At 68.0% G+C, this 22351-nt stretch carries 19 protein-coding genes; 13 read left to right on the plus strand and 6 right to left on the minus strand.

Annotated features, from left to right (window positions below; genetic code table 11):
- Positions 1 to 36: 36 nt before the first annotated feature.
- Positions 37 to 1725 (plus strand): DNA repair protein RecN, encoded by a 1689-nt coding sequence (gene recN / locus V7S63_RS10305; protein WP_336530139.1) that lies wholly within the window; start codon positions 37 to 39, stop codon positions 1723 to 1725.
- 121 nt (positions 1726 to 1846) lie between these two features.
- On the opposite strand, the gene aidB is transcribed toward recN, so the two are convergent.
- Positions 1847 to 2665 (minus strand): AidB family quorum-quenching N-acyl homoserine lactonase, encoded by an 819-nt coding sequence (gene aidB / locus V7S63_RS10310; protein WP_336530140.1) that lies wholly within the window; start codon positions 2663 to 2665, stop codon positions 1847 to 1849.
- A gap of 233 nt (positions 2666 to 2898) precedes the next feature.
- On the opposite strand from aidB, the gene V7S63_RS10315 reads away from it, so the two are divergent.
- From V7S63_RS10315 to V7S63_RS10330, 4 genes are all read left to right on the plus strand, one after another.
- Positions 2899 to 5001, plus strand: a complete 2103-nt coding sequence (locus V7S63_RS10315; RefSeq protein ID WP_336530141.1) for a DEAD/DEAH box helicase — start codon at positions 2899 to 2901, stop codon at positions 4999 to 5001.
- Positions 5002 to 5374: 373 nt separating this feature from the next.
- A complete protein-coding gene (locus V7S63_RS10320; protein WP_336530142.1) occupies positions 5375 to 6601 on the plus strand; it encodes an ABC transporter substrate-binding protein in 1227 nt (408 codons plus the stop codon).
- Positions 6602 to 6770: 169 nt separating this feature from the next.
- The gene (locus V7S63_RS10325; protein WP_336530143.1) at positions 6771 to 7640 is read left to right on the plus strand and encodes a carbohydrate ABC transporter permease; all 870 of its coding nucleotides are present in this window, start codon (positions 6771 to 6773) and stop codon (positions 7638 to 7640) included.
- The gene (locus V7S63_RS10330) at positions 7637 to 8440 is read left to right on the plus strand and encodes a carbohydrate ABC transporter permease (protein ID WP_336530144.1); all 804 of its coding nucleotides are present in this window, start codon (positions 7637 to 7639) and stop codon (positions 8438 to 8440) included. Before V7S63_RS10325 ends, V7S63_RS10330 begins: the two co-directional genes overlap by 4 nt.
- A gap of 212 nt (positions 8441 to 8652) precedes the next feature.
- Here V7S63_RS10330 and V7S63_RS10335 read toward each other — a convergent pair whose 3' ends face one another.
- Complete coding sequence (locus V7S63_RS10335; protein ID WP_442896450.1) at positions 8653 to 9432, minus strand: DUF2189 domain-containing protein; 780 nt, start codon at positions 9430 to 9432, stop codon at positions 8653 to 8655.
- A gap of 222 nt (positions 9433 to 9654) precedes the next feature.
- Between V7S63_RS10335 and ligA the strand changes: the two genes are divergently transcribed.
- The gene (gene ligA / locus V7S63_RS10340) at positions 9655 to 11805 is read left to right on the plus strand and encodes an NAD-dependent DNA ligase LigA (RefSeq protein WP_100958831.1); all 2151 of its coding nucleotides are present in this window, start codon (positions 9655 to 9657) and stop codon (positions 11803 to 11805) included.
- 183 nt (positions 11806 to 11988) lie between these two features.
- Here the strand turns inward: ligA and pepT are convergent, their stop codons facing one another.
- Positions 11989 to 13218 (minus strand): peptidase T, encoded by a 1230-nt coding sequence (pepT, locus tag V7S63_RS10345; RefSeq protein WP_336530145.1) that lies wholly within the window; start codon positions 13216 to 13218, stop codon positions 11989 to 11991.
- A complete protein-coding gene (locus V7S63_RS10350; protein WP_100958833.1) occupies positions 13193 to 14272 on the minus strand; it encodes an AraC family transcriptional regulator in 1080 nt (359 codons plus the stop codon). Before V7S63_RS10350 ends, pepT begins: the two co-directional genes overlap by 26 nt.
- Positions 14273 to 14354: 82 nt before the next feature.
- Between V7S63_RS10350 and V7S63_RS10355 the strand changes: the two genes are divergently transcribed.
- The 5 genes from V7S63_RS10355 (at position 14355) to V7S63_RS10375 (ending at position 18574) form a co-directional block, all read left to right on the plus strand.
- Complete coding sequence (locus tag V7S63_RS10355; RefSeq protein ID WP_336530146.1) at positions 14355 to 15566, plus strand: MFS transporter; 1212 nt, start codon at positions 14355 to 14357, stop codon at positions 15564 to 15566.
- Positions 15567 to 15710: 144 nt separating this feature from the next.
- Positions 15711 to 16574: an AraC family transcriptional regulator gene (locus V7S63_RS10360; protein ID WP_336530147.1), complete on the plus strand. Its 864-nt coding sequence runs from the start codon at positions 15711 to 15713 to the stop codon at positions 16572 to 16574.
- Positions 16575 to 16584: 10 nt separating this feature from the next.
- A complete protein-coding gene (locus V7S63_RS10365) occupies positions 16585 to 17295 on the plus strand; it encodes an AzlC family ABC transporter permease (protein ID WP_336530148.1) in 711 nt (236 codons plus the stop codon).
- Positions 17292 to 17591, plus strand: coding sequence for an AzlD family protein (locus V7S63_RS10370; protein ID WP_100958837.1), 300 nt, complete (start codon positions 17292 to 17294; stop codon positions 17589 to 17591). Before V7S63_RS10365 ends, V7S63_RS10370 begins: the two co-directional genes overlap by 4 nt.
- Before the next feature lie 20 nt (positions 17592 to 17611).
- Entirely contained in the window at positions 17612 to 18574 is a 963-nt protein-coding gene (locus V7S63_RS10375; RefSeq protein WP_336530149.1) for a PLP-dependent cysteine synthase family protein, read from the plus strand.
- A 155-nt stretch (positions 18575 to 18729) separates the two neighbouring features.
- Here the strand turns inward: V7S63_RS10375 and V7S63_RS10380 are convergent, their stop codons facing one another.
- On the minus strand, positions 18730 to 20562 hold the full coding sequence (locus tag V7S63_RS10380; protein WP_336530150.1) for an aminopeptidase P family protein: 1833 nt from the start codon (positions 20560 to 20562) through the stop codon (positions 18730 to 18732).
- Positions 20563 to 20865: 303 nt separating this feature from the next.
- On the opposite strand from V7S63_RS10380, the gene V7S63_RS10385 reads away from it, so the two are divergent.
- Positions 20866 to 21111: a hypothetical protein gene (locus V7S63_RS10385; protein ID WP_091840503.1), complete on the plus strand. Its 246-nt coding sequence runs from the start codon at positions 20866 to 20868 to the stop codon at positions 21109 to 21111.
- A 59-nt stretch (positions 21112 to 21170) separates the two neighbouring features.
- Positions 21171 to 21299 (plus strand): hypothetical protein, encoded by a 129-nt coding sequence (locus V7S63_RS10390; protein WP_280141490.1) that lies wholly within the window; start codon positions 21171 to 21173, stop codon positions 21297 to 21299.
- Positions 21300 to 21346: 47 nt separating this feature from the next.
- On the opposite strand, the gene V7S63_RS10395 is transcribed toward V7S63_RS10390, so the two are convergent.
- Positions 21347 to 22294: a 50S ribosomal protein L11 methyltransferase gene (locus tag V7S63_RS10395; protein WP_091840506.1), complete on the minus strand. Its 948-nt coding sequence runs from the start codon at positions 22292 to 22294 to the stop codon at positions 21347 to 21349.
- Between the last annotated feature and the right edge of the window lie 57 nt (positions 22295 to 22351).

Genomic DNA, 22351 nt, shown 5'->3' on the forward strand with positions numbered 1-22351 from the left:
GGTCATCTGCAGCCGGCACAAGGGGGCTGAGTCGCCATGCTCGCTCAGCTCTCGATCCGCGACATCGTTCTGATCGACCGGCTCGACCTGGGCTTCGAGGACGGGCTCAGCGTGCTGACCGGCGAGACCGGCGCCGGCAAGTCGATCCTGCTCGACGGCTTCGCGCTGGCGCTGGGCGCACGCGGGGACGGCGGTCTGGTGCGCCATGGCGAGACGCAAGGCCAGGTCAGCGCGGTCTTCGACCTGCCGATGGCGCATCCGGCGCGGGCCCTCGCCCAGGCGCAGGAGATCGACACCGACGGCGACCTGATCCTGCGGCGCGTGCAATATGCCGACGGGCGCACCCGCGCCTTCGTCAACGACCAGCCGGTCAGCGTCCAGATCCTGCGGATGATCGGCGCGGCGCTCGTCGAGATCCATGGTCAGCACGACGACCGCGCTCTCACCGACCCGGCCCAGCACCGCACCATCCTCGACAGCTTTGGCGAACTGACCGCGCAGTCGGCCGAGGTCGCCCGTGCCAGCGAGACGCTCAAAAAGGCGCGCCAGGCCCTGCAGAGCCAGCGCATGCGGGTCGAGACTGCGCGCAAGGAGGCCGATTTCCTGCGCCATGCCGTGGCCGAGCTCGGCAAGCTCGCCCCCGAGCCAGGCGAGGAGGACGCGCTCGCCGCAAAGCGTCAGGGCATGATGGCTGCCGAGAAGGTCGCCCGCGACATCATTGAGGCCTATGAGGCGGTAGGCGGTACCGCTTCGCCAGTTTCCGCCCTGTCGGGCGTGCTGCGCCGGCTGGAGCGCCGTGCCGCCCAGGCGCCGGAGCTGGTCGACCCCTCGATCGCGGCGCTGACCACGGCGGTGGTCGCGCTGGAAGAGGCAGGGGAGACGCTGCAGGCAGCGGTACGCGCTGCCGAATTCGATCCGCGCGTGCTGGAGCGCGTCGAGGAGCGGCTGTTTGCGCTGCGCGCGGCCGCGCGCAAATTCGATGTCCCGGTCGATGCGCTGGCGGCGCTGGCGCAGACCATGGCGGCAGACCTTGCTGCGCTCGACGAGAGCGAGGGCTCGCTGAAGCGTCTGGAGGCGGAGCTCGCCGAAGCCGAAGCGGCCTATGTCGCGCTCGCGACGGCCTTGTCCGCAGGGCGCATCAGGGCCGCTTCGGCGCTTGATGCGGCGGTGAAGGCGGAGTTGCCGCCGCTCAAGCTGGAGCGGGCGCGTTTCATCACGCAGATCGACAGCGACCCCGATGCGCGCGGGCCGGAAGGGCTCGACCGCGTCGAGTTCTGGGTCGAGACCAATCCGGGGACGCGGCCGGGGCCGATGATGAAGGTCGCCTCGGGCGGCGAGCTCTCGCGTTTCATGCTGGCGCTGAAGGTGGTGCTGGCCGAGCGCGGCTCGGCGCCGACCCTGGTGTTCGACGAGATCGACACCGGCGTCGGCGGCGCGGTGGCGGATGCGATCGGCGAGCGGCTGGCCCGATTGGCGGCGCGGGTCCAGGTGATCTCGGTGACGCATGCGCCGCAGGTCGCGGCCAAGGCCGGCCAGCATTTCCTGATCGCCAAGTCGGGCGATGGCGGGGAGGGCGCCGATGAGCGCACCGTCACCCGCGTCTCGGCCTTGCAGGATGGTACGCGGCGCGAGGAGATCGCCCGCATGCTCGCCGGTGCCTCGATTACCGAGGAGGCGAGGGCGGCCGCCGGCAAGCTGCTCGATGCGGCCGGAGTGCGCCGCTAGCAGCGGTTTTTGATCGAGTTCGGCCGCGGAAACCGTCATTGCGAGGAGCGCAGCGACGAAGCAATCCACGATGGCTCGCTCTGCTGCCCCTGGATTGCGTCGCTTCGCTCGCAATGACGATTCAGGCCGGGATCAGCTCGTATCCCGTGCCGGTCGCGACCACGCGTCTAAAGCCTTCGATGTGGCCGCCCGAGACGAGCCAGCTTTCATCCGCTGCGCGAGCAAGGATGGCGCGGCGAGAGGAAAAGGCGGTGGCGGCTTCGAAATCATAGACGAAGCCGATCCCCGGATCGGTGGCCTGCAGATCGGAGAGATGCAGCGCATCGCCCCAGAGCAGGAGGCTGTGCTCGCCTTCGATCAGGTAGCCGCTATGGCCGGCGGTATGGCCGGGGAGCGGGATCAATGTGATCCCGGGTTGCACGATGCCAGCCGGGGCAGGGTGGATGCGGCCAGCATAGTGCTTCTTCACCGCTGCCGTGACGGCGAAACCGCCTTGCCGGTTCTGTGGCGTCGTTGCGCGGTTGGTCTCCTCGCCGAAGAAACCGAAATCGGCGTCGGGCACGATGATCTCGGCATTCGGGAAGCGGGCGCGATCGCCGTCGAACAGCCCGAGCGCATGGTCGCCATGCAGATGCGTAATCAGGATACGTTTGACCTGTTCAGGTGCAATGCCGGCGCCCGTCATGGCGGCGGGGGCATGGCCCATCGCCTCGCCCCATGAGGGGCCGGTGCCGGCGTCGATCAGGGTAATCCCGCTGGCGCCCTTCAGAACGAAGCAGTTGACGGGTATGCTGACCTTCGGCTTGCTCCAGCGCGCCACGGCCTCGTCGCGAGCAGCCTCGCCATCGGCATGGATCAGAACGTCGAGCGGCGCCTCGAATATCCCGTCGCGGAGCGCGAGAACGTCGTAGGCGCCGACGCGTCGCCAAGTCCCGCCCATCTCCACAGACCCCCGCTCCGTTGTGTTATGCTTAGACCATGCAGCTCTCGCCGCCGACAACGGAGCGGGCGGCATGGCCGGCATCTGCTGCCGCATACGGGATGGACCGATGCTGCATTCCCTTTTCCTGCGATTTCCTCTATGTGCAGCGCAATATCGCGGTGCCGCGTCCGGCGCCGCCCCTCGTTCTGCGTGCTGCCGACCCGCCAGCTGCAATCTAAGGCCTGACATCGATGTCCTTCATCTCCACGAGTGCGCCGCTGGCGCGGGCGCTCGCCGACCGTAATTACAGCGAGCCGACTCCCGTCCAGACCGCCGTGCTGGAAGGGGCGGCCGCCGGCCGCGACCTGCTGGTCTCCTCGCAGACCGGCTCGGGCAAGACCGTGGCCTATGGCCTCGCCATCGGCGCCGACCTGCTCGGCGACGCCGAGGCCCTGCCGCGGGCCGAACGGCCACTGGCGTTGATCGTCGCGCCGACGCGCGAACTCGCCCTCCAGGTCCAGCGCGAGCTCAGCTGGCTCTACAAGCAGACCAATGCCCGCGTGATCTCCTGCGTCGGCGGCATGGATCCGCGCCGCGAAGCGGCCCTGCTCGACGAGGGCGCGCACATCGTCGTCGGCACGCCCGGCCGTCTGCGCGACCATATCGAACGCCGCCGCCTCGATGTTTCGGGCCTGCGGGCGGTCGTGCTCGACGAAGCCGACGAGATGCTCGATCTCGGCTTTCGCGACGATCTCGAATTCATCCTGAAGTCAGCGCCGGAAGAGCGCCGCAGCTTGCTGTTCTCGGCAACGCTGCCGAAGGCGATCATCGCCCTGGCGCGCAGTTATCAGCGCGATGCCCTGCGTATCGAGGTTGCCGGCGGCGAGCGCGGCCATGCCGATATCGAGTACCGCGCCATTCGTGTCTTCCCGAAGGAGGCCGAGCTCGCGGTCGTCAACCTGCTGCGCTTCCACGATTCGCCGACGGCGCTGGTGTTCTGCAACACCCGCAACGCAGTGCGCCATCTCGAGGCGATCCTGCTGGAGCGCGGCTTCTCGGCCGTGGCGCTCTCGGGCGAGCTCAGCCAGAGCGAGCGCAATTCGGCGCTGCAGGCCTTGCGCGACGGCCGGGCCCGCGTCTGCGTCGCGACCGACGTCGCGGCGCGCGGCATCGACCTGCCGGGGCTGACCCTGGTCATCCATGCCGAGCTGCCGAACGATCCCGAGGTGATGCAGCATCGCTCGGGCCGTACCGGGCGCGCCGGCAAGAAGGGCACCAGCGTGCTGCTGGTGCCGGCCTCGCGCCGGCGCAAGGCCGAGATGCTGATCGCCGAAGCCAAGATCGAGGCGAGCTGGGCCGGCCCGCCGACGCAGGACGAGATCCGCGTGCTCGACGAGCAGCGCCTGCTGAGCGACCCCATGCTCTCCGGCGAGGCGAGCGAGGACGATGCGACGATGGTCGCAGCGCTCCTGGCGGGGCGCTCGGCGGAGGAGATCGCAGCGGCGCTGGTGCGGGTCTACCGCTCGCGCCTGCCGGCAGCCGAAGAGGTCGGCGACCCCAACTTCGGTCGTGACGAGCGCCGCCCGGCGCGCAGCAATGAAGATTATGCGAGGCCGCGCGAGCATGGCGGAGCCGAGCGACCGGAGCGCCGCGAGAGGTCGGGTCCGCGCGGCGACACCGTCTGGTTCCGCCTGAATATCGGGCGCAAGGACGGGGCCGATCCGCGCCAGCTCCTGCCGATGCTGTGCCGGCGCGGCAAGATCACGCGCGACGAGGTCGGCGCGATCCGCATCTTCGACAAGGAGACCAAGGTCGAGATCGATGCCGAGGTCGCGGAGCGCTTCGCTCAGCTCGCCAGGGCTGTCGACCGCGACAAGATCATCATCGAGCCGGTGACCGGCGAGGAGGAGCGTCGCCCGGCCAAGCCCTTCGCCGAGAAGGCGAGCCATGCGCCGCGCAGCGCTCATCCGGTGCGCGAGCGCGACGAGCGTTCGTCAGCCCCGGCGCGCAAGCCCTATGAGGGCAAGGGCAAGCCGTTCGGCGCCAAGTCCTATGATCCGACGCGGCGCGATCGCGAGCCGGCCTATGAGGAAACCGCGATCCTCCGGCCGGAGCGCTCCTTCGACAAGAAAAGCGATCAGGGCGGCAAGCCGTTTGCCGGCAAGTTCAAAGGCGGCAAGTTCGAGGGCGGCAAGAAGCCTTTCGGAGCTCCGCAGGGCGGCGAGCGACCGGCCGCCAGCGATGCACGGCCTGCGGGCAAAAGCTTCGGCGACAAAAAGCCGTTTGGAGCCAAGAAGCCTTTTACCGGCAAGAAGCCTTTCGGAGCGAAGAAACCACGCCGCGACGACCGCTGACGCGCCTTGTCGCCATGGTCGGGCTTGCCCCGACCATGGCTGTCTTCTTTCGCCGAATGTGCCGTTCCAGTCATGGATGCTCGCCCCAAATGGCGAGCATGAGGAGCTGAATCAGCGCAAGCCGAGGAAAGACAGGATCGCCAGGACGACGACGACAAGACCGACGATGTAGATGATGTTGTTCATGGTGGAGCCCCCTCCGGTTGCGTTGCCGTCGCATCTGCACGGCTGACGGTGCGTGCGACCTTGCCGCAGCACTCTCGCAACGCGATGCATGGCGGGATTGTTCCGGAACCGTCGCATAGCTGTTGCACTCTCCGGCCATCCGCTCCCACAATGCCCGCCCGGGCAGAGACCCGGACGGGGGAATGCCATGAGGACGATGGGTAAGGCGCTCGGCGCCATGTTGATGTTGGCCGGGCTCGTTCTGCCGGCCGCCGCGCAGGACCGGCTGGTGATCGCCGGGCGCGATGCCGGCTTCGCGCCGGCGCTGGCCAAGATGGTCGAGCTCTACCAGGCCAAGAATCCGAATGTGAAGATCGAGCGGCTCGAGCTCGGCGGCGGCCCGCTCTATGAGCGCCTCGCTGTCGGCGCGCGCGAGAAGACCGCTGCGACCGACGTCGCCATGCTCGACGACATCTGGGCGCCGGAATTCATGGCGCGCGGCTGGCTCACCGATCTCGACACCGTCGGCGGCCTGCCGGGCGAATTCGTCAAGTCGGCGATCGACGTCTCCAAGCACAACGGCAAGCTCTATGCCGCGCCCTTCGTCGGCAACATTGCCATGTTCGCCTATCGCAAGGACCTGCTCGCCAAGCACGGCTTCGAGCGGCCCAAGACGTGGAGCGACGTCGTCAAGGCGGCGCAGACGATCCAGTCGAAGGAAGAGGGCGTCTCCGGCCTCGTCTTCCGCGGCATCAAGGGCAACCCGATCGTCACCTCCTTCCTGCCGGTGCTGTGGGCACATGGCGGCGAGGTGGTGAGCGCCGACGGCAAGGCCGTGCTCGACACACCCGAGGCCGAGAAGGCACTGACACAGTTCCTGTCGTTCAAGGCGCTCGCGCCGAAGGGGGTCGAGACCTACAACGCGACCGAACTGCGCGATGCGATCCAGCAGGGCCGCGCCGCGATCGCGGTCGAGATGTGGTCGTCCTGGGCCGGCACGCTCGACGGCAACGCCTCGAAGGTCGCCAACCAGGTCGAGGTCGTCGCCTCGCCGGGCGAGGTCAGGGGGCCGGCGCCGATGCTGGGCGCCTGGCTGCTCGCCATTCCGGCGGATTCGCCGAACAAGGCGCGCGCCGCCGACTTCATCCGCTTCGTCACCAGCTCCGAGAACCAGAAGCTGATCGCGCTCGAGACCGGCAATCCGCCGACCCTCGCTGCGCTGTTCAACGACAAGGATCTCGTCGCCAAGTATCGCTGGTACCCGGCGCAGCTCGAGGCGCTGAACGTCGCCCAGGCCCGCCCGCGCATCAGCCAGTGGGCCCGCGTCGAGACCATTCTGGGCGATTATCTCCAGCTCGCCCTGATCGGCCAGATGCAGCCCAAGCAGGCGCTGAGCGAGGCCAATGCCCAGATCGCCCGCGCGCTTTCGCGCTAAGCAGTCTTGCGCCTCCAACTTCTCGCGGTCGTCCCGGGCGCGCATAGCGCGACCCGGGACCCATGCCTGAACCTTCTTCGGAGGCGTTCCGGCATGAATCCCGGATCTCCGCTTCGCTGCGGCCGGGATGACTTCGGAGGGGTATTCTCAATTCAATGCCTTTGATCTCATGACCGCTTCCCGCCGCCTGCTGCCCTGGCTCCTGCTGACGCCGGCGCTCATCATCTTCGCCGGCCTGACGCTCTATCCGCTCGGGCGGACGCTGGCGCTCTCGCTGTTCGCCACCGATTACGGCTTCGAGAACGCCAAGTTCGTCGGGCTGGATAATTTCCGCGAGCTTTGGGACAGCCGCTTCTTCCGCCAGGCGGTGACCAACACCGTGCTGTTCACGGTGGTCTCGACCATCCTCGAGGTCGCGGCCGGCCTGGGGCTGGCGCTGCTGCTGAACCGTGCCTTTCCCGGCCGTACGCTGATCATGACGCTTCTGCTCGCGCCCTTCGTGCTCTCGACCATGGTGGTCACCGCGATCTGGCGGGCCTGGTTCCATTTCGATCTCGGCTTCCTGAACAACCTCCTGCGCACCGTCGGCCTGCCCGGCGTGCCCTGGCTGTTCGACCCCAACCTCGCGCTCTGGTCGATCGTGCTGGTCGATCTTTGGCAGACCGCGCCCTTCGCCTTCCTGATCATCTTCGCCGGCCTGCGCCTGATCCCGCAGGACGTCTACGAGGCCGCCCGCGTCGATGGCGCCGGGCCGTGGCGGCGCTTTCGCGACATGACGCTGCCGCTGCTTGCGCCCTATCTTTTCGTCGCGGCGCTGCTGCGCTCGGTCGACAGTTTCAAGCTGTTCGACAAGGTCTATGCGATGACCGGCGGCGGGCCGGGGCAGGCGACCGAGACGGTCTCGATGTTCGTCTACCGACAGGGCTTCCGCTTCTTCGATATCGGCCTGGCCTCGGCCGCGGCGGTGGTGATGATCGCCGTCGCTGGCCTGCTAGCGGTGGTCTATGCGGCCTCACTCCTCAAAGGGGCTGGCCGATGATCCGGATCATCGCCGCCTTCGGCCTTTGTGCGTTGTCGCTGATCCCGCTGGTCTGGATGGTCGCGACCTCGTTCAAGCCGCCGGCCGAATATGTCTCGACCTCGATCGCGCTCTGGCCTCAGAATCCGACGCTGACGCATTATCGCGTGCTGCTCGATGGCGGGATGTGGCGGCTCGGCCTCAACAGCGTCGTGGTGGCGCTCGGCACGGTGGGTTTGTCACTGCTAGCCGGGTTGCCCGCGGCCTATGCGCTGGCGCGCTTCCAGCTGCCCAAACGCTTCGACATTGTCTTCCTCGGCTTCGTCCTGGTGATCAAGCTGGCGCCGCCGATCGCGCTCGCCATCCCGCTCTACCAGGTGCTGCGGGCGCTCGGCCTGCTCGACACCCATCTCGGGCTGATCCTGGCCAACCAGATCCTGGCGCTGCCCTTCGCGATCTGGATGCTGCTCGGCTTCGTGCGCGACGTGCCCTATTCCTTCGAGGAGGCGGCGATGCTCGACGGCGCCGGCTTCGTGAAGCGGCTGCTGGAGATCGTGGTGCCGCTGCTGATGCCGGGGCTGGTCGCAACCGCGGTCTTCGTCGCGATCATGAGCTGGAACGAGTTCCTGTTCGCGCTGCTCTTCATCCAGACGCCGTCGAAATTCACGTTGCCGGCGTTCATCGCGACGCTGATCAACGAGGACGAGACCTTGTGGGGCAAGCTCTCCGCGATGGGACTGATCGCCTCGCTGCCGGTTCTGCTCGCAGTCGGGCTGGTCCGGCGTGGGCTGACGCGCGAGGTCTCGGTCGATCAGCATTGAGGGGCGCTATTCCCTCTCCCCTTGCGGGAGAGGGCTAGGGTGAGGGGTCTCGCGACGCTGCCGCCCATCGATGGGCGCCGCTACCGATTTCGTCCTGCGCGACCCCTCATCGGGCCCTTCGGGCCACCTTCTCCCGCAGGGGGAGAAGGGAAGGGCGCCTCATTCGGCCTGAGAGGGTCGGCTCAAGGCCGACCATGACCCCAGTGGAAGGCTCACCGCGGCACGACCTTGCGGTAGAGGTGCCAGCTGGCGTGGCCGAGGATCGGCATGACAATGATCAGGCCGACCAGCACCGGCAGCGAGCCGAGCACCAGCAGGGCCGTGATCGTCAGCGCCCAGTACAGCATGCCGCGCGGGCTCTTCTCGACGGCGGCCATCGAGGTCTTCACTGCGGTCGCCATGCTGACATGCCGGTCGAGCATCAGCGGGAAGGAAATCACCGTCATCGAGAACACCAGGATGGCGAAGAGCAGCCCGAGCGCGTTGCCGAGGATGATCATCGTCCAGCCGTTCGCGGTGGTCAGTAGCGGCGTCATGAAGCCCCCGAAGGAGTCGAGCGGGACATCGCCCATCAGCCAGCGATAGATGATCCAGGCGCTGAACAGCCAGGCCAGGAAGACGCCCATCAGCAACGCGCCGAGCGTCGCGATCTGGCCGATTCCGGGCGAATGCACGACGTCGAGCGCATGCTTCCAGGAGGTGTCCATGCCGAGTTCGCGGCGGCGGCTGATCTCGTAGAGGCCGATCGCGGCGAAGGGGCCGAGCAGGGCGAAGCCCGAGGCCAGCGGGAACAACAGCGGGAAGATATTGTAGCTCACCGTCAGACGGGCGAGCAGGATGCCGGCAATCGGATAGATGAGCGCGATAAAGAGCAGGTGGCTCGGCTGGGCGATGAAGTCGGCATAGCCCTGCCTGAGGGCCTCCTTGATGTCGGTGATGCCGATCTCGTTGACGGGCAGGGCATCGGCAGGCGCAGCGTCGTTCGCCGCCATCGGGGGATGATGGATATGGGTATCGGCCATGGCGTTCTTCCCGGTTGCGGCCCGGTTCGCCTAGGCGGTCCTGACGCAATCCTCCGGTCAAGACCTGCGAGGCGTCGAGCATCCATTTCAGCGAGGGGAGCCTACACCCGGCGCGCTCCTGCCACAAATCGGCGTACCCAAATCGTGAAACAGGCGCTTCGCAGCGGACTTCCCCTCAACTAGAACTGCGCCATGGCCGACACTGTTCCCACGCCCGTCGAAGATCTGACGCCCGAAGCCGCCCGCGCCGAGCACCAGCTGCTGGCGCCCGAGATCGCCGCGGCGAACGAGGCCTATCACAGCGACAGCGCGCCGATCATGGACGACGCGACTTTCGACGCGAAGTTCCGCCGGCTGACCGCCCTGGAGAGCGCCTTTCCTGAACTGAAGGGCACCGAAGCGCTCTCCGACAAGGTCGGCGCCAAGCCCTCCGGCAAGTTCGCCAAGATCCGGCATCGCGTGCCGATGCTGTCGCTCAACAACGCCTTCGCCGACGAGGACATCGCCGATTTCGTCACGCGGGTGCGCACCTTCCTTGGCCGCAAGGACGACCAGCCGATCGCCTTCACCGCGGAGCCGAAGATCGACGGGCTCTCCCTCTCGCTGCGCTATGAGAAGGGCGAGCTCATCAGCGCCGCGACGCGTGGTGATGGCGAGGAGGGCGAGGACGTCACGGCCAACGCCCGAACCATCTCTGAAATCCCGCACCGTTTGAAGGGCAAGGACGTCCCCGAGATCGCCGAGGTGCGCGGCGAGATCTATCTCGGCCATGCCGATTTCGCCGCGATCAACCAGCGCCAGCGCGAGAAGCAGGAGCGCGAATTCGCCAATCCGCGCAATGCTGCCGCCGGCTCGCTGCGGCAGCTCGACGTCTCGATCACCGCCAGCCGGCCCTTGCGCTTCTTCGCCTATGCCTGGGGCGAGATGCCGGTCCTGCCGGCGCCGACGCAGTTCGGCGTGGTCGAGGCCTTCGCGCGCTGGGGTTTCAGGACCAACCCGCTGATGGCGCGCTGCGACAGCGTCGAGGCGCTGCTGGCACATTACCGGTCGATCGAGGCCCAGCGCGCCGCGCTCGGCTACGATATCGACGGCGTGGTCTACAAGGTCGACGAGCTCGCTCTGCAGGCCCGGCTCGGCTTCGTCGCGCGCGCGCCGCGCTGGGCGATCGCCCACAAATTCCCGGCCGAGCTCGCGACCACCGTGCTGGAAGCGATCGATATCCAGGTCGGTCGCACCGGGGCGCTTTCGCCGGTGGCGCGGCTGAAGCCGGTGACGGTCGGCGGCGTCGTCGTCACCAATGCGACGCTGCACAATGAGGATTACATCCGCGGCTTCGATTCGAAGGGGCTGCCGATCCGCGACGGCAGCGACATCCGCATCGGCGACACCGTCACGGTGAAGCGCGCCGGCGACGTGATTCCGCGGGTCGAGGCGGTCGATCTGACGAAACGTCCCGCCGACGCGCAGCCTTACGTCTTCCCGACGACCTGCCCGGTCTGCGGCTCGGATGCGGTGCGCGAGCACAATCCGCGCTCGGGCAAGGAGGATGCGGTGCGCCGCTGCACCGGCGGGCTGATCTGCGAGGCGCAGGCGGTCGAGCGCCTGAAGCACTTCGTCTCGCGCGACGCGCTCGATATCGACGGCCTCGGCGACAAGCAGATCGAGTTCTTCCACGCCGATCCGGATTTGCCGGTGAAGGAGCCGGCCGACATCTTCACGCTGGCTGAGCGCGATGCGGCAAACCTGAAGAAGCTCAAGGACAAGGAAGGCTTCGGCGCGACCAGCACCAAGAAACTGTTCGAGGCGATCGACGACCGGCGGAGGCCCCCGCTCAACCGCTTCATCTTCGGGCTCGGCATCCGTCATATCGGCGAGACCAATGCCCGCCTGCTGGCGCGCCATTACGGCTCGTTCGAGGCTTTGCAGACGGCCTGCCTCGCCGCCGAGAACCCGGAGAGCGAGGAGCGCGCGGCGCTCGACGCGATCGACGGCGTCGGCCCGACCGTGGTCGAGGCGCTGCTGCAGTTCTTCGCCGAGGAGCACAACCAGCAGATGCTCGCCCGGCTGCTACGAGAGGTCGAGCCGCAGCCGCTCGAGGCGGTGGCGTCATCCAGCCCGGTGGCCGGCCAGATCGTCGTCTTCACCGGCGCGCTGGAGCGCATGACCCGCGACGAGGCCAAGGCGATGGCCGAGCGGCTGGGCGCCAGGGTCGCCGGCTCGGTCTCGTCGAAGACGGACCTGCTGGTGGCCGGGCCGGGCGCCGGCTCGAAGCTCAAGGATGCCGCCAAGCACGGCGTCAAGGTGATCGACGAGGCTGGCTGGTTCGAGCTGGTGGGTGGGTAGGCCTTTCCTTCTCCCCTTGCGGGAGAAGGTGGCTCGGCGAAGCCGAGACGGATGAGGGGTCTCACGACGATCGCAGTCTTCGCGCCTGGAATATGCTGTCGTTCGATAGGGCAGCGCGACCCCTCATCCGGCCCTCCGGGCCACCTTCTCCCGCAAGGGGAGAAGGAGTCGGCCACCGATTGCCTAACTCCGCCCTGCCGCGAGCGTGCAGATCATCCGCGCGACTTCATAAGACTTCTCGAAGGCCGGCACGGGCAGGAATTCGTAGCGCGAGTGGAAATTATAGGCGCCGGTGAAGAAGTTCGGCGTCGGCAGGCCGCGGGCCGAGAGCGCCGCGCCGTCGGTGCCGCCGCGCATCGGGATCTGCTTCTTCCTGATCTGCAAGCGCTCCAGCGCCCCGAACAGCAGCTCGACCGGGCGCTGGTCGTCGCCCAGGCTGTCGTGGATGTTGCCATAGGTGTCGCTGACCACGCATGCGACCCGCCCGGTCGGATAGAGCGCGGCGATCTCGTTCGCGACCTCCTCGACGCGGCGCTTGCGCGCTTCGAAGCTCTGCCGGTCGAAGTCGCGGATCAGGGCGCCGAGCCTCGCCTCGCTGGCATTGGCCGTGATGGTGTTGAACCAGACATAGCCTTCGCGGCCTTCGGTGTTCTCCGGCGTCTCTTTGCGATCGAAACGGCTGACGAAGTCCTGCGCCATCAGCACCGGGTTCACCAGCACGCCCTTGGCCGACATCGGGTGGGCGCTGACGCCGGTCAGCGTGATCTCGGCGCTCGCCGCGTTGAAGTTCTCGATCACCACCTCGCCGAGCTCGCAGCAGTCGATCGTGTAGGCGAAGTCGCAGGGAAACCGGGCGAGGTCGAGGACCTTGGCGCCGCGCAGGCCGATCTCCTCGTCCGGCACGAAGGCGACGGCGATATCGCCATGCTTGTCCTGCGGTCCGAGGTTGGCGAGCAAGGTCATGATCACCGTGATCGCCGCCTTGTTGTCGGCACCGAGCACGCTGGTGCCGTCGCTGGCGATGATCTCGGCCGCCAGCCAGTCGCGCAGCTGCGGATGCTCGGCGACGCGCAGCCAGATATCCCGGTCGCGGTTGAGGCAGAGATCCTCGCCCTCGAAACGCAGCACCTGCGGGCGGATATCGGGCGAGAGGCCGGCATCGAAGGTGTCGAGATGGGCGATGAAGCCGATCCTCGGTGCATCCGGCACGGTGCCGCGCTTCACTGCCGTGACGGTGGCGCGATCGTCGATCTCGACATCGTCCAGGCTGAGCCCGCGCAATTCGTCGGCCAGGAGCTCGGCGAGGCGCTGCTGGCCCGGCGTGCTCGGCAGCGTCGTGGCCTTGATGTCGCTCTGGCTGGAAACCGCGGCATAGCGAAAGAAGCGTTCAATCAATTGCTGGCGGATGCTCATGGTCGTCCCGTCGAACGCTTGGCGGACTGTGGTCGGCAAGGCGCCCCGAGGCGCTGCCGGCAGGGGAGGCGTCGACCGGCCGCGTCGCGCGGATCGGCGGCTCGGTATTGCGGAAATGGCTTGGCGGCTTTCCGATCACGCGTTTGAAGGCGCGGCTGAACGAGGCTTCCGAATCGTAGCCGAGACGGCGCGCTACCGCCGAGATCCGCATCCGGTCCCGCTCCAGCCATTGCCGGGCCTGGTGCATCTGGACCTGCAGGACGTAGCGGGCCGGCGTCTCGCCGACGACGCTGGCGAAGCGCTCGGCAAAGGCGGAGCGCGAGGCGTGCATCACCCTGGCGAGCGCATCGACCGTCCAGTTCTCGCTCGGGCTGAGATGGATCGCGGCGAGGACACGGCCGATATCGGGGTCGCGCGCGGCGGCCACCCAGCCGGTGGCCGTGCCGCAGCCGCGCTCGACCCAGGAGCGGATCAGGGCGGCGGCGACGACATCGGCGAGGCGGGTCAGGATGCCGCCGGCGCCGACGCGATCGAGCGCGAGTTCGCACGCCATGGTGGTCAGCAAGGCGGGAATGGCCGGCTCGGCCACCGCCATTTCATGCACCCACATCAGCTCCGGCATCATCCGCAACATCGGATGCTGGGCGTCGACGTTGAAGCAGAGGCTGGCGCTGAAGAACAGGGTCGCCTCGCCGTCGGCTTCTCCGGAGCCGCCGCCGCGCGCCTCGGCGATCTCGCCGCAGCAGTGCTGGAAGGCGCAGTGCCCGTTTGGCGTCGCCGAGAGGCCGGGCTCGCTGGCGAGCGCATGCTCGACGCCGCGAGGCATCAGCACGGCGTCGCCCTGTTCGAGTCGGCACCACTCGCCCTCGGGCGTGCGCAGCCAGCAGCCCCGCTCCGCCATGAAGTGCAGGCGCGCCGCCGGCTGGGCCGGGAACAGCAGGCACCACGGCGTCGTCATCTGGTAGCGAGCGTAATCTACGCCTTCGAGCCGGAGGCCGCGCAGCATCTCCGTCAGCGGATCCGGTCCCGATCTTCTGGACGATTGGTCAAGCATAGCGGGTTTTCTAGCATGGAAGCTCCAGCCGGTCACGCCTAACTCCGGGGTCCGAACTTCTCCGATCCTTTTGGAGCATCCGATGTCGGATTCCTTGTCAGCCACAGCCGATGCCGAGCTCGTCGGCATCGTCCCCGAAGAGCGCACGGCCGCCTGGCCTGCGGTCTTCGCCCTCGCAATGGGCGTGTTCGCGCTCGTCAGCGCCGAATTCCTGCCCGCCAGCGTCCTGACCTCCATCGCCGCAGATCTCTCGATCAGCGTCGGCGCCGCCGGACAGACCGTCACGATGACCTCGCTGGTCGGCGTCGCCGCGGCGATCTTCACGCCGATCGTCACCAGCCGCTTCGACAGGCGGCTGGTGCTCTGGTCGCTGCTCTCGCTGCTCGCCTTGTCGAGCCTGGTCACGGCGCTGGCCAACGGCTTCGTCATGCTGTTGGCGGCGCGTTTCCTGCTTGGTCTCGCGCTCGGCGGCTTCTGGTCGATGGCGCCGGCGCTGACGCTACGGCTGGTGCCGGCGCAGTCGGTGCCGCGGGCGCTGGCGTTGATCTCGGCCGGTGTCTCGGCCGCCTTCATCGGCGGCGGACCGCTCGGGGCCTATCTCGATTCCCTGATTGGCTGGCGGATGGTGTTCGGGCTCTCGGCCGGCCTTGCCGGCGTCGCCCTGCTGGCGTTGCTGGCGACGATGCCGCCCCTGCCGCCGCAGGCGGCGCCGCGGTTGGGCACGCTGGGGATCCTGTTCGCGCGCCCGAGTATCCGGCTGATGCTGATCTCGGTGCTCGTCATCATCTCAGGGCAGTTCACCGGCTTCACCTATATCCGGCCCTTCCTCGAGCAAGCGCCGCAGCTCGGCGTCGGCGCGATCACTATCGTCCTGCTCGGCTACGGCCTCGGCAATGTCGTCGGTAACTTCGCCGGTGGCGTTGTCGCGGGACGCGGCGTCAAGCTCGCGATCGTCTCCTTTGCGCTGGCGATCGGCATCCTGGGCCTTGTCTTGCTCCAGTTCGGAGCCTCGCCGATCGTGGCGGGGATCGCGGTCGCGCTCTGGGGCTTCGCCTTCGGTTTCGCACCGGTCGGCTTCCAGACCTGGATGGTGCGCGTCGCGGCAGACCATGCCGAATCGGTGAGCGGGCTGGTGACGGCGGCCTTCCTGGTCGCGATCGCCGGCGGCGCGGTGCTTGGCGGTCTTTTGGTCAACCATGTCGGCGGCCTCGGCCCGATCGGCTACATGGCGGTGGCGACGCTTGCCGGCGCATTGCTGGTCCTCGTCGCCGGCAAGGAGCCGCCGCGGCCCTGAGCACTGCCAGGTGGCGACGGACCTTGCATTGGCGCGAATTCTCATCGTTCGGCTGCGAGCAGCCGAACGGAAGGCGCGCCGGCGTGATCGTCGCCATCACTTTTCTTCAAGACATGGGAGCACGGTTTCGCTCTATCTTGCGCCATGGATCTGATCAGCCAAGGCGAAGCATTGCTGGAGATGCCGCTCCGGGAGGGCGAGCACGCCCGCCTGTTCACGGCGGCGCGCTTCTCCGGGCTGGAATGCCTGTCGGCGCGGTTCTCGACCCACACCTATTCGCCGCACGCCCATGAGACCTATGCGGTCGGCACCATCCTCTCCGGCTGCGAGCTCTGGCATGCCCGCGGCCGCACGCTCTTCGCCCGCACCGGCGATCTCGTCTTCAACCACCCGCTGGACGTTCATGACGGTGCGCCGAGCGAGGGCGGCTATCGCTACCGGATGACCTATCCGACGATCGAGCTGATGCGCGAGGTCGCCATCTCGCTGACCGGCGACGAAACGATCGGCACGCCGTTCTTTCGCGAGCCGACCGTGCAGGATCCGGAGGGGTCGGCCCTGTTCTCGGACGCGCATAGGGCCCTGGAAGAGGGCGGAGATGGCCTCGCCGGCGAGGAAGGCCTGCTGCGCGCCTATGGCTGGTGCCTGTCGCGCCATGCCGATCTCTCGATCCGCGATGTCGGGCGTGAGCGCGGGCCGATCGCGCAGGCGAGGGAGCTGCTCGAGCAGCGTTATGACGAGGACCTGTCGCTGGCGGACCTCACCCAGCGCTCGGGCCTGCCGCGGCATCACCTGATCCGGGCCTTCCGGCGCGAGACCGGGCTGACGCCGCACGCCTATCTCGTCGATGTCCGCGTCCGCCGCGCACGCGAGCGGCTGCGGAGCGGCGAATCTCCCGGCGCGGTCGCGGCCGCCACCGGGTTCTGTGACCAGGCGCATCTGACCCGCGCCTTCAAGGCGAGGCTCGGCGTGACGCCGGGCGTCTTCCGCGCCGCCCATCACGGCTGATGGACAAAGCATGAGTTGGAAAGACGAAGCCCGTGCAGGGCTCAACGACATCTGGCCGGCTGCGCTGGCGGCGGTGCCGATCGGCCTGCTTTTCGGCGCGCTCGCCGCTGGCAAGGGCCTGTCGCCGTTCGAGGTCTTCCTGATGAGCGTGCTCGTCTTCGCCGGCGGGGCGCAGTTCGCCGCGGTGGAGCTCTGGACGCATCCGGCGCCGATCGTCGCGCTGGTGTTCTCGACCGCGCTGATCAATGCCCGCCATATCCTGATGAGCGCCTCGATCGCGCCGAAGCTCAAGGGCTTCTCGACCGCGCAGCTCTTCGGCGGGCTCTACTACATGGCCGACGAGAACTGGGCACTGGCCGAGAAGCGGGCGCGCAGCCATCCAGTCACGCCCGCCTACTGGTTCGGCATGATCGTGCCCTTCGTGCTCGGCTGGCTGACGACCTCGACCACCGGCGCGATCATCGGCGCAGCGCTCGGCGACCCCAAGCGCTATGGCGCCGACTTTGCTTTCACTGCGCTGTTCATCGCGCTGACCGCAGCCTTCTGGAAGGGGCGCGTCACCGCCTGGACAGTTGCGGCAGCGGGCATCGCCTCGGCGCTCGCCTACAAGCTCGCCGGGCCGCCCTGGCATGTGCTGGCGGGCGCGCTCTGCGGTCTCGCCGCCGCCTGGATCGCCGCCGGCGACCTCGCCGAGACACCCGTCGAAAGCCCGGCCGAATGAGCCTCGATCCGATCAATCTCGCTGCCTTCCTCGGCATGGCTCTGGTGACCTATCTCACCCGCATCGCGGGCCTTGCCCTCGTTGGCCGGCTCGATCTCTCGCCCAGAGCCCAGGCCGCCTTCGACGCGATCCCGCCGGCCGTGCTGATCGCCGTGATCGCGCCGAGCGCGCTGGCGACCGGCTGGCCCGAGACGGTGGCGGCATTGGTGTGTGGGCTGGCAGCGATGCGGTTGCCGCTGCTCGGCGTGGTTGCCGTCGGCGTCGCGACCGTGGTTGCCTTGCGCATGGTGGCCTGAAGCCGACCGGGAGGACACGCATGCGCCCTGTGATGGATTCCGTGGTCGAGGCGATCGGCGACACGCCGCTGGTCCGGCTCGACCGGCTGACGCGGCATCTCGGCGTCAGCGGCACCATCCTCGCCAAGCTCGACTACCTCAATCCCGGCTTCTCGAAGAAGGACCGGGCCGCGCTCGGCATCATCGAGGAGGCGGAAGCGTCAGGCGCGCTGCAGCCCGGCCAGACCGTGGTCGAGCTGACCTCCGGCAATATGGGCACCGGGCTCGCCATCGTCTGCGGGATCAGGGGCTATCCCTTCATCGCCGTGATGTCGAAGGGCAATTCGGAGGAGCGCGCCCGGATGATGCGGGCGCTCGGGGCCGAGGTCGTGCTGGTCGACCAGCTTCCCGGCTCGGTGCCGGGGCAGGTCTCGGGCGGCGACCTCGAACTCGTCGACCGCGAGGCGAAACGGATCACGAGGGAACGCGGCGCCTTCCGTGCCGACCAGTTCCATCGCGACGGCAACTGGCTGGCGCATTACCGCACGACCGGGCCGGAGCTCTGGGAGCAGAGCGGCGGGACGATCGACGCCTTCGTCGACTTCATCGGCTCGGGCGGCAGCTATGCCGGCGTGACCAGGGCGCTGAAGGAGCGCAGCCCGGCTCTGCGCTGCTATGTGGTCGAGCCGGCCGGGGCCGCGGCTGCGGCGGGCGAGGCAGTGACCAGGCCCGATCATCCGATCCAGGGTGGTGGCTATTCGATGGCCGATCTCGCCTTCCTCAGGGACGTGCCGGTCGATGGCTATCTGCAGGTGACGGGCGAGGACGCGCGCGAGACGACGCGGCTGCTGGCGCGGTTCGAGGGGGTCTTCGGTGGGTTCTCGGCCGGCGCGAATGTCGCGGCGGCGGTTCAGCTGCTGCGTGGGGCCGAGGCTGGGAAGACGGTCGCCGTCATCGTCTGCGACTCGGGATTGAAGTATCTCTCGACGGATTTGTGGGGGTGAAAGGCCTTCCTTCTCCCCTTGGGGGAGAAGGTGGCAGCGCGAAGCGCTGACGGATGAGGGCCCGTCATGCAGGGCCAGCTATCAGCCTCTCGCCCGGTCGTGCCGCCCTCTTCCCCTGCCGGACCTTCTCCCCCGAGGGGAGAAGGAGGCTCTCCTCACAGCGGCAGACACGCCTGCTCCAGCCAGGCCTTCGCCTCGCCTTCGACCAGCGGCGCGAGATTGCTCCAGACCTGGGCGTGATAGGCGTTGATCCAGGCGATCTCGCCCTCGTCGAGCAGCGAGAGGTCGATCAGCGCCTGCTCGTAGGGGCACCAGGTCACCGTCTCGAAGCCGTACATGGTGCTCTCGGCTCCGGGGATCTGGCGCTCCTCGACCACGATCAGGTTCTCGATGCGGATGCCGTAGGCGCCTTCCTTGTAGTAGCCGGGCTCGTTCGAGAGGATCATGCCCGGCTCGAGCGGGGTGGTGCCGAGCTTGGAGAGGCGCTGCGGCCCCTCATGCACCGAGAGATAGCTGCCGACGCCATGGCCGGTGCCGTGGTCGAAATCGAGCCCGGCCTGCCAGAGCGGGGCGCGGGCGAAGGCGTCGAGCTGAGCGCCCGAGGTGCCCTTCGGGAAGACGGCCCGCGAGATGGCGAGATGGCCCTTGAGCACCCGGGTGTAGCGGTCGCGCATCTCGGCCGTCGGCTCCCCGACGACAAGCGTGCGGGTGATGTCGGTGGTGCCGTCCTCGTACTGACCGCCGGAATCGACCAGGAAGATGCCGGGCTCGATCCTGCGATTGCTCGATTCGGTGACGCGGTAATGCGGCAGCGCCGCGTTTGGGCCGGCGCCGGCGATGGTGGTGAAGGAGACATCGCGCAGTTCGCCGGTCTTCAGCCGCTCGGCTTCGAGCGCCGCGACGGCATCGATCTCGGTCAGGCCGCCCTTGGGCGCTTCGCGCGCCAGCCAGGACAGGAAGCGGACGATGGCGGCGCCGTCGCGCAGGTGGGCCCGGCGGCTGCCGTTCAGCTCCGCCTCGTTCTTCTTCGCCTTCATCAGGGCGATCGGATCGGCGCCGGCGTCCGCCGTGCCGCCGGAATCCCGGATCAGCGTGGCGAGGGCAGACGCCGCCGTGCTCGAATCGAGCCGCACCTTCGCCTTGGCGGCGCCGAGCGCCCTGAGCTGCTGTTCCAGCGCCTGCGGCGGGGCGATCTCGCCGAGCGCGCCGATGGCGTCGCCGGCCTCGTTGGTGATCTTCTCCGGCGCCAGGAAGACAGTCGGACGGCCCTCGCGCGGCACGATCGCGTAGCCGAGCGGCAACGGCGTGTGCTCGACATCGCCGCCGCGGATGTTGAAGGCCCATGCCAGCGCGTGCGGATCAGACAGCACGAGCGCGTCGACCTTGGCCTTGGCGAGCTCCTGCTGGATGCGGACGAGCTTGCTGGCAGCACTTTCGCCGGCATAGGCGGCCGGATGCGCCTTGACCGGGGCGGTCGGCGGGGCCGGGCGGTCGCTCCAGAGCGCGTCGATCGGGTTCGGCGTCACCGCGACCAGCGTGCCGCCTGCGCCTGCGACCGCCTTCTCCAGTTTCGCGACGCCGTCGACGGTGTGGAGCCAGGGATCGTAGCCGAGCTTGCCGCCGGCCGGCAGGTTGGACTCGACCCATTTGTCGAGCGGGGTCTCCTCCATCTTCGTCGGGGTCACGACATTCGTGTCGGTCTGGTCAGCGGACTGGATGGTGTAGCGGCCGTCGACGATGAGCGCCGCCTTTTCTGCGAGCACGACGGCATTGCCGGCCGAGCCGGTGAAGCCGGTGAGCCAGGCGAGGCGCGCCATATGGGCGGGGACGTACTCGCCCTGGTGCTCGTCGGCACGCGGGACGATGAAGCCGTCGAGGCCCTGCTTCGCCAAAGCGGTGCGCAGGGCCGCGACCCGGGGGGCAACCTGCGACGGATCGCTCGGTTCGGAGAAGGACTGGAAGCGGCAGGCGGCGCGGGAATCGGTCATGTCTGGCTCGGCAAGGCGGGATTTACGGCACATTCGCCTCCTCGCGCGTGAAAGGCCAGCGCAAAACTGCCGTTTCGCCCCTGCTTTCGCAGCAGGCTCGCACTGACTCCAAATTGAGCGATCTGCCGTTTGGTTATGCGATCTGCGCATTCGTTAACGGATTTCGTTTTTCGTCATGCGTTTTTTGCATGTTGTGCATATGCGAACATATCTTCTCGCAAGTGCGAAGACGGCCCACTTTAGTCGCATAAGAGAACGAGGAAGCGACCGGGACTGTCCTTCGTGATCTCGAGGAGAGACCCTATGACCTATGTGCTGAATTCCACTGACGTCCTTCCGGCCGCGACCCGCGCCGAGACGACGGAGACCAAGACCGCCGGCCAGGGCTTCTGGCAGCGCCTCTATGCGGCAATGATCGAGAGCCGCCGCCGTTCTGCCATGCGCGAGCTGCGCGCCCATAGCTATCTGGTGCGCGAGAGCGAGCTGGTACTCGGCGGCTTTCCGGCGACGACGCTGACAAGCGACGCCGAGCTGCCTTTCAACCGCTGACCGTCAAGCGCCGCTGGCCGCGAACCGCGCCGCGCGCCTCAAACCAAGGAACCAAGACCATGATCGCCATGATCAAGCATGCCTATGACTCGATCGTCGACGCCGCCAAGTTCGCCGCCGCGGTCTGGCACGACGCCCGCGCCATGCAGGCGCAGGCCGAAGAGAAGTACGGCCACCTCGGCTTCTGAGCAGTCACGGCGGCGAAACCAGCCGCCGTCTCTTCGAAGTGTAGGGCCTAGTAGAGGCGGCGCGGCCTGGGGGCTGCGCCGCCTCTTTTCATGACCAGCGTCGCCCAGCCCTCGCGCGAGGAGCGCCTGGCCAGCGCCAGCCCCTGATGGCGATAAGCCGAGACCACGCCGGCGACGTCCATCTCCAGCAGCCCCGACAGGATCACAGTGCCGTCGTCGGACAAAGCGCGGGCGATCGTGGGCGCCAGCTTGCGCAGCGGGCCGGCGAGGATGTTGGCGAAGATCAGGTCGAAATGGCGTGGCCGGTCCGCCTTGGCATGGCGCAGGCCGGGCGCGACATAAAGGTCGAGCGCCTGCGGGGCGTGGTTGACCCTCGCATTATGGGCCGAGACCTCGATCGCGATCGCGTCGATGTCGCCAGCGACGACCTTGCGCTTGACCTGCTTGGCGAGCGCCAGCGCCAGGATGCCGGTGCCGGTGCCGACATCGATGGCGTTGCGCGGCCGGCGCTTCTTCAGCTCGGCGTCGAGCGCCAGCAGGCAGCCGGCGGTGGTGCCGTGATGGCCGGTGCCGAAGGCGAGTGCCGCTGCGATCTCGATCGCGACATCGTTGACCTTCACCGCGTCGCGGTCATGCGAGCCATGGACGAGGACGCGGCCGGCGCGCACCGGCTGCAGGCCCTCCAGGCTGGCCGCGACCCAATCCTTCTGATTGACCGTGGTGAAGGGCGTCGCATCGATGCTGTCGCCGACGATGGGGCGGAGCATGTCGCGCACCGCCTCCTCGTCCGGATGGGTGGCGAAATAGATCTCGACCTTCCAGGGCGCATTCAGCGACAGGGTGGTGACGCCGCTCTCGACCTCGAAGGCGGAGACGGCCGTCTCCGTGGGGTCGAAGACCTCGCCAAGGAGCTCGGTCAAGGCACGCGCCTTGTCGCCGCTGGTTTCGAGTTCGAGGACGGTCGCGACCGTCGAGGGGAGGAGGCCTTCGCGCATTGGCGCGGCTTAGCAGGGGGCGAGGCCGATGTCATGCACCGTGACGCAACCTGCTTG

Source organism: Allobosea sp. CCNWLY174 (genome assembly GCF_037120455.1).
GTDB classification, from domain to species: domain Bacteria; phylum Pseudomonadota; class Alphaproteobacteria; order Rhizobiales; family Beijerinckiaceae; genus Allobosea; species Allobosea lupini.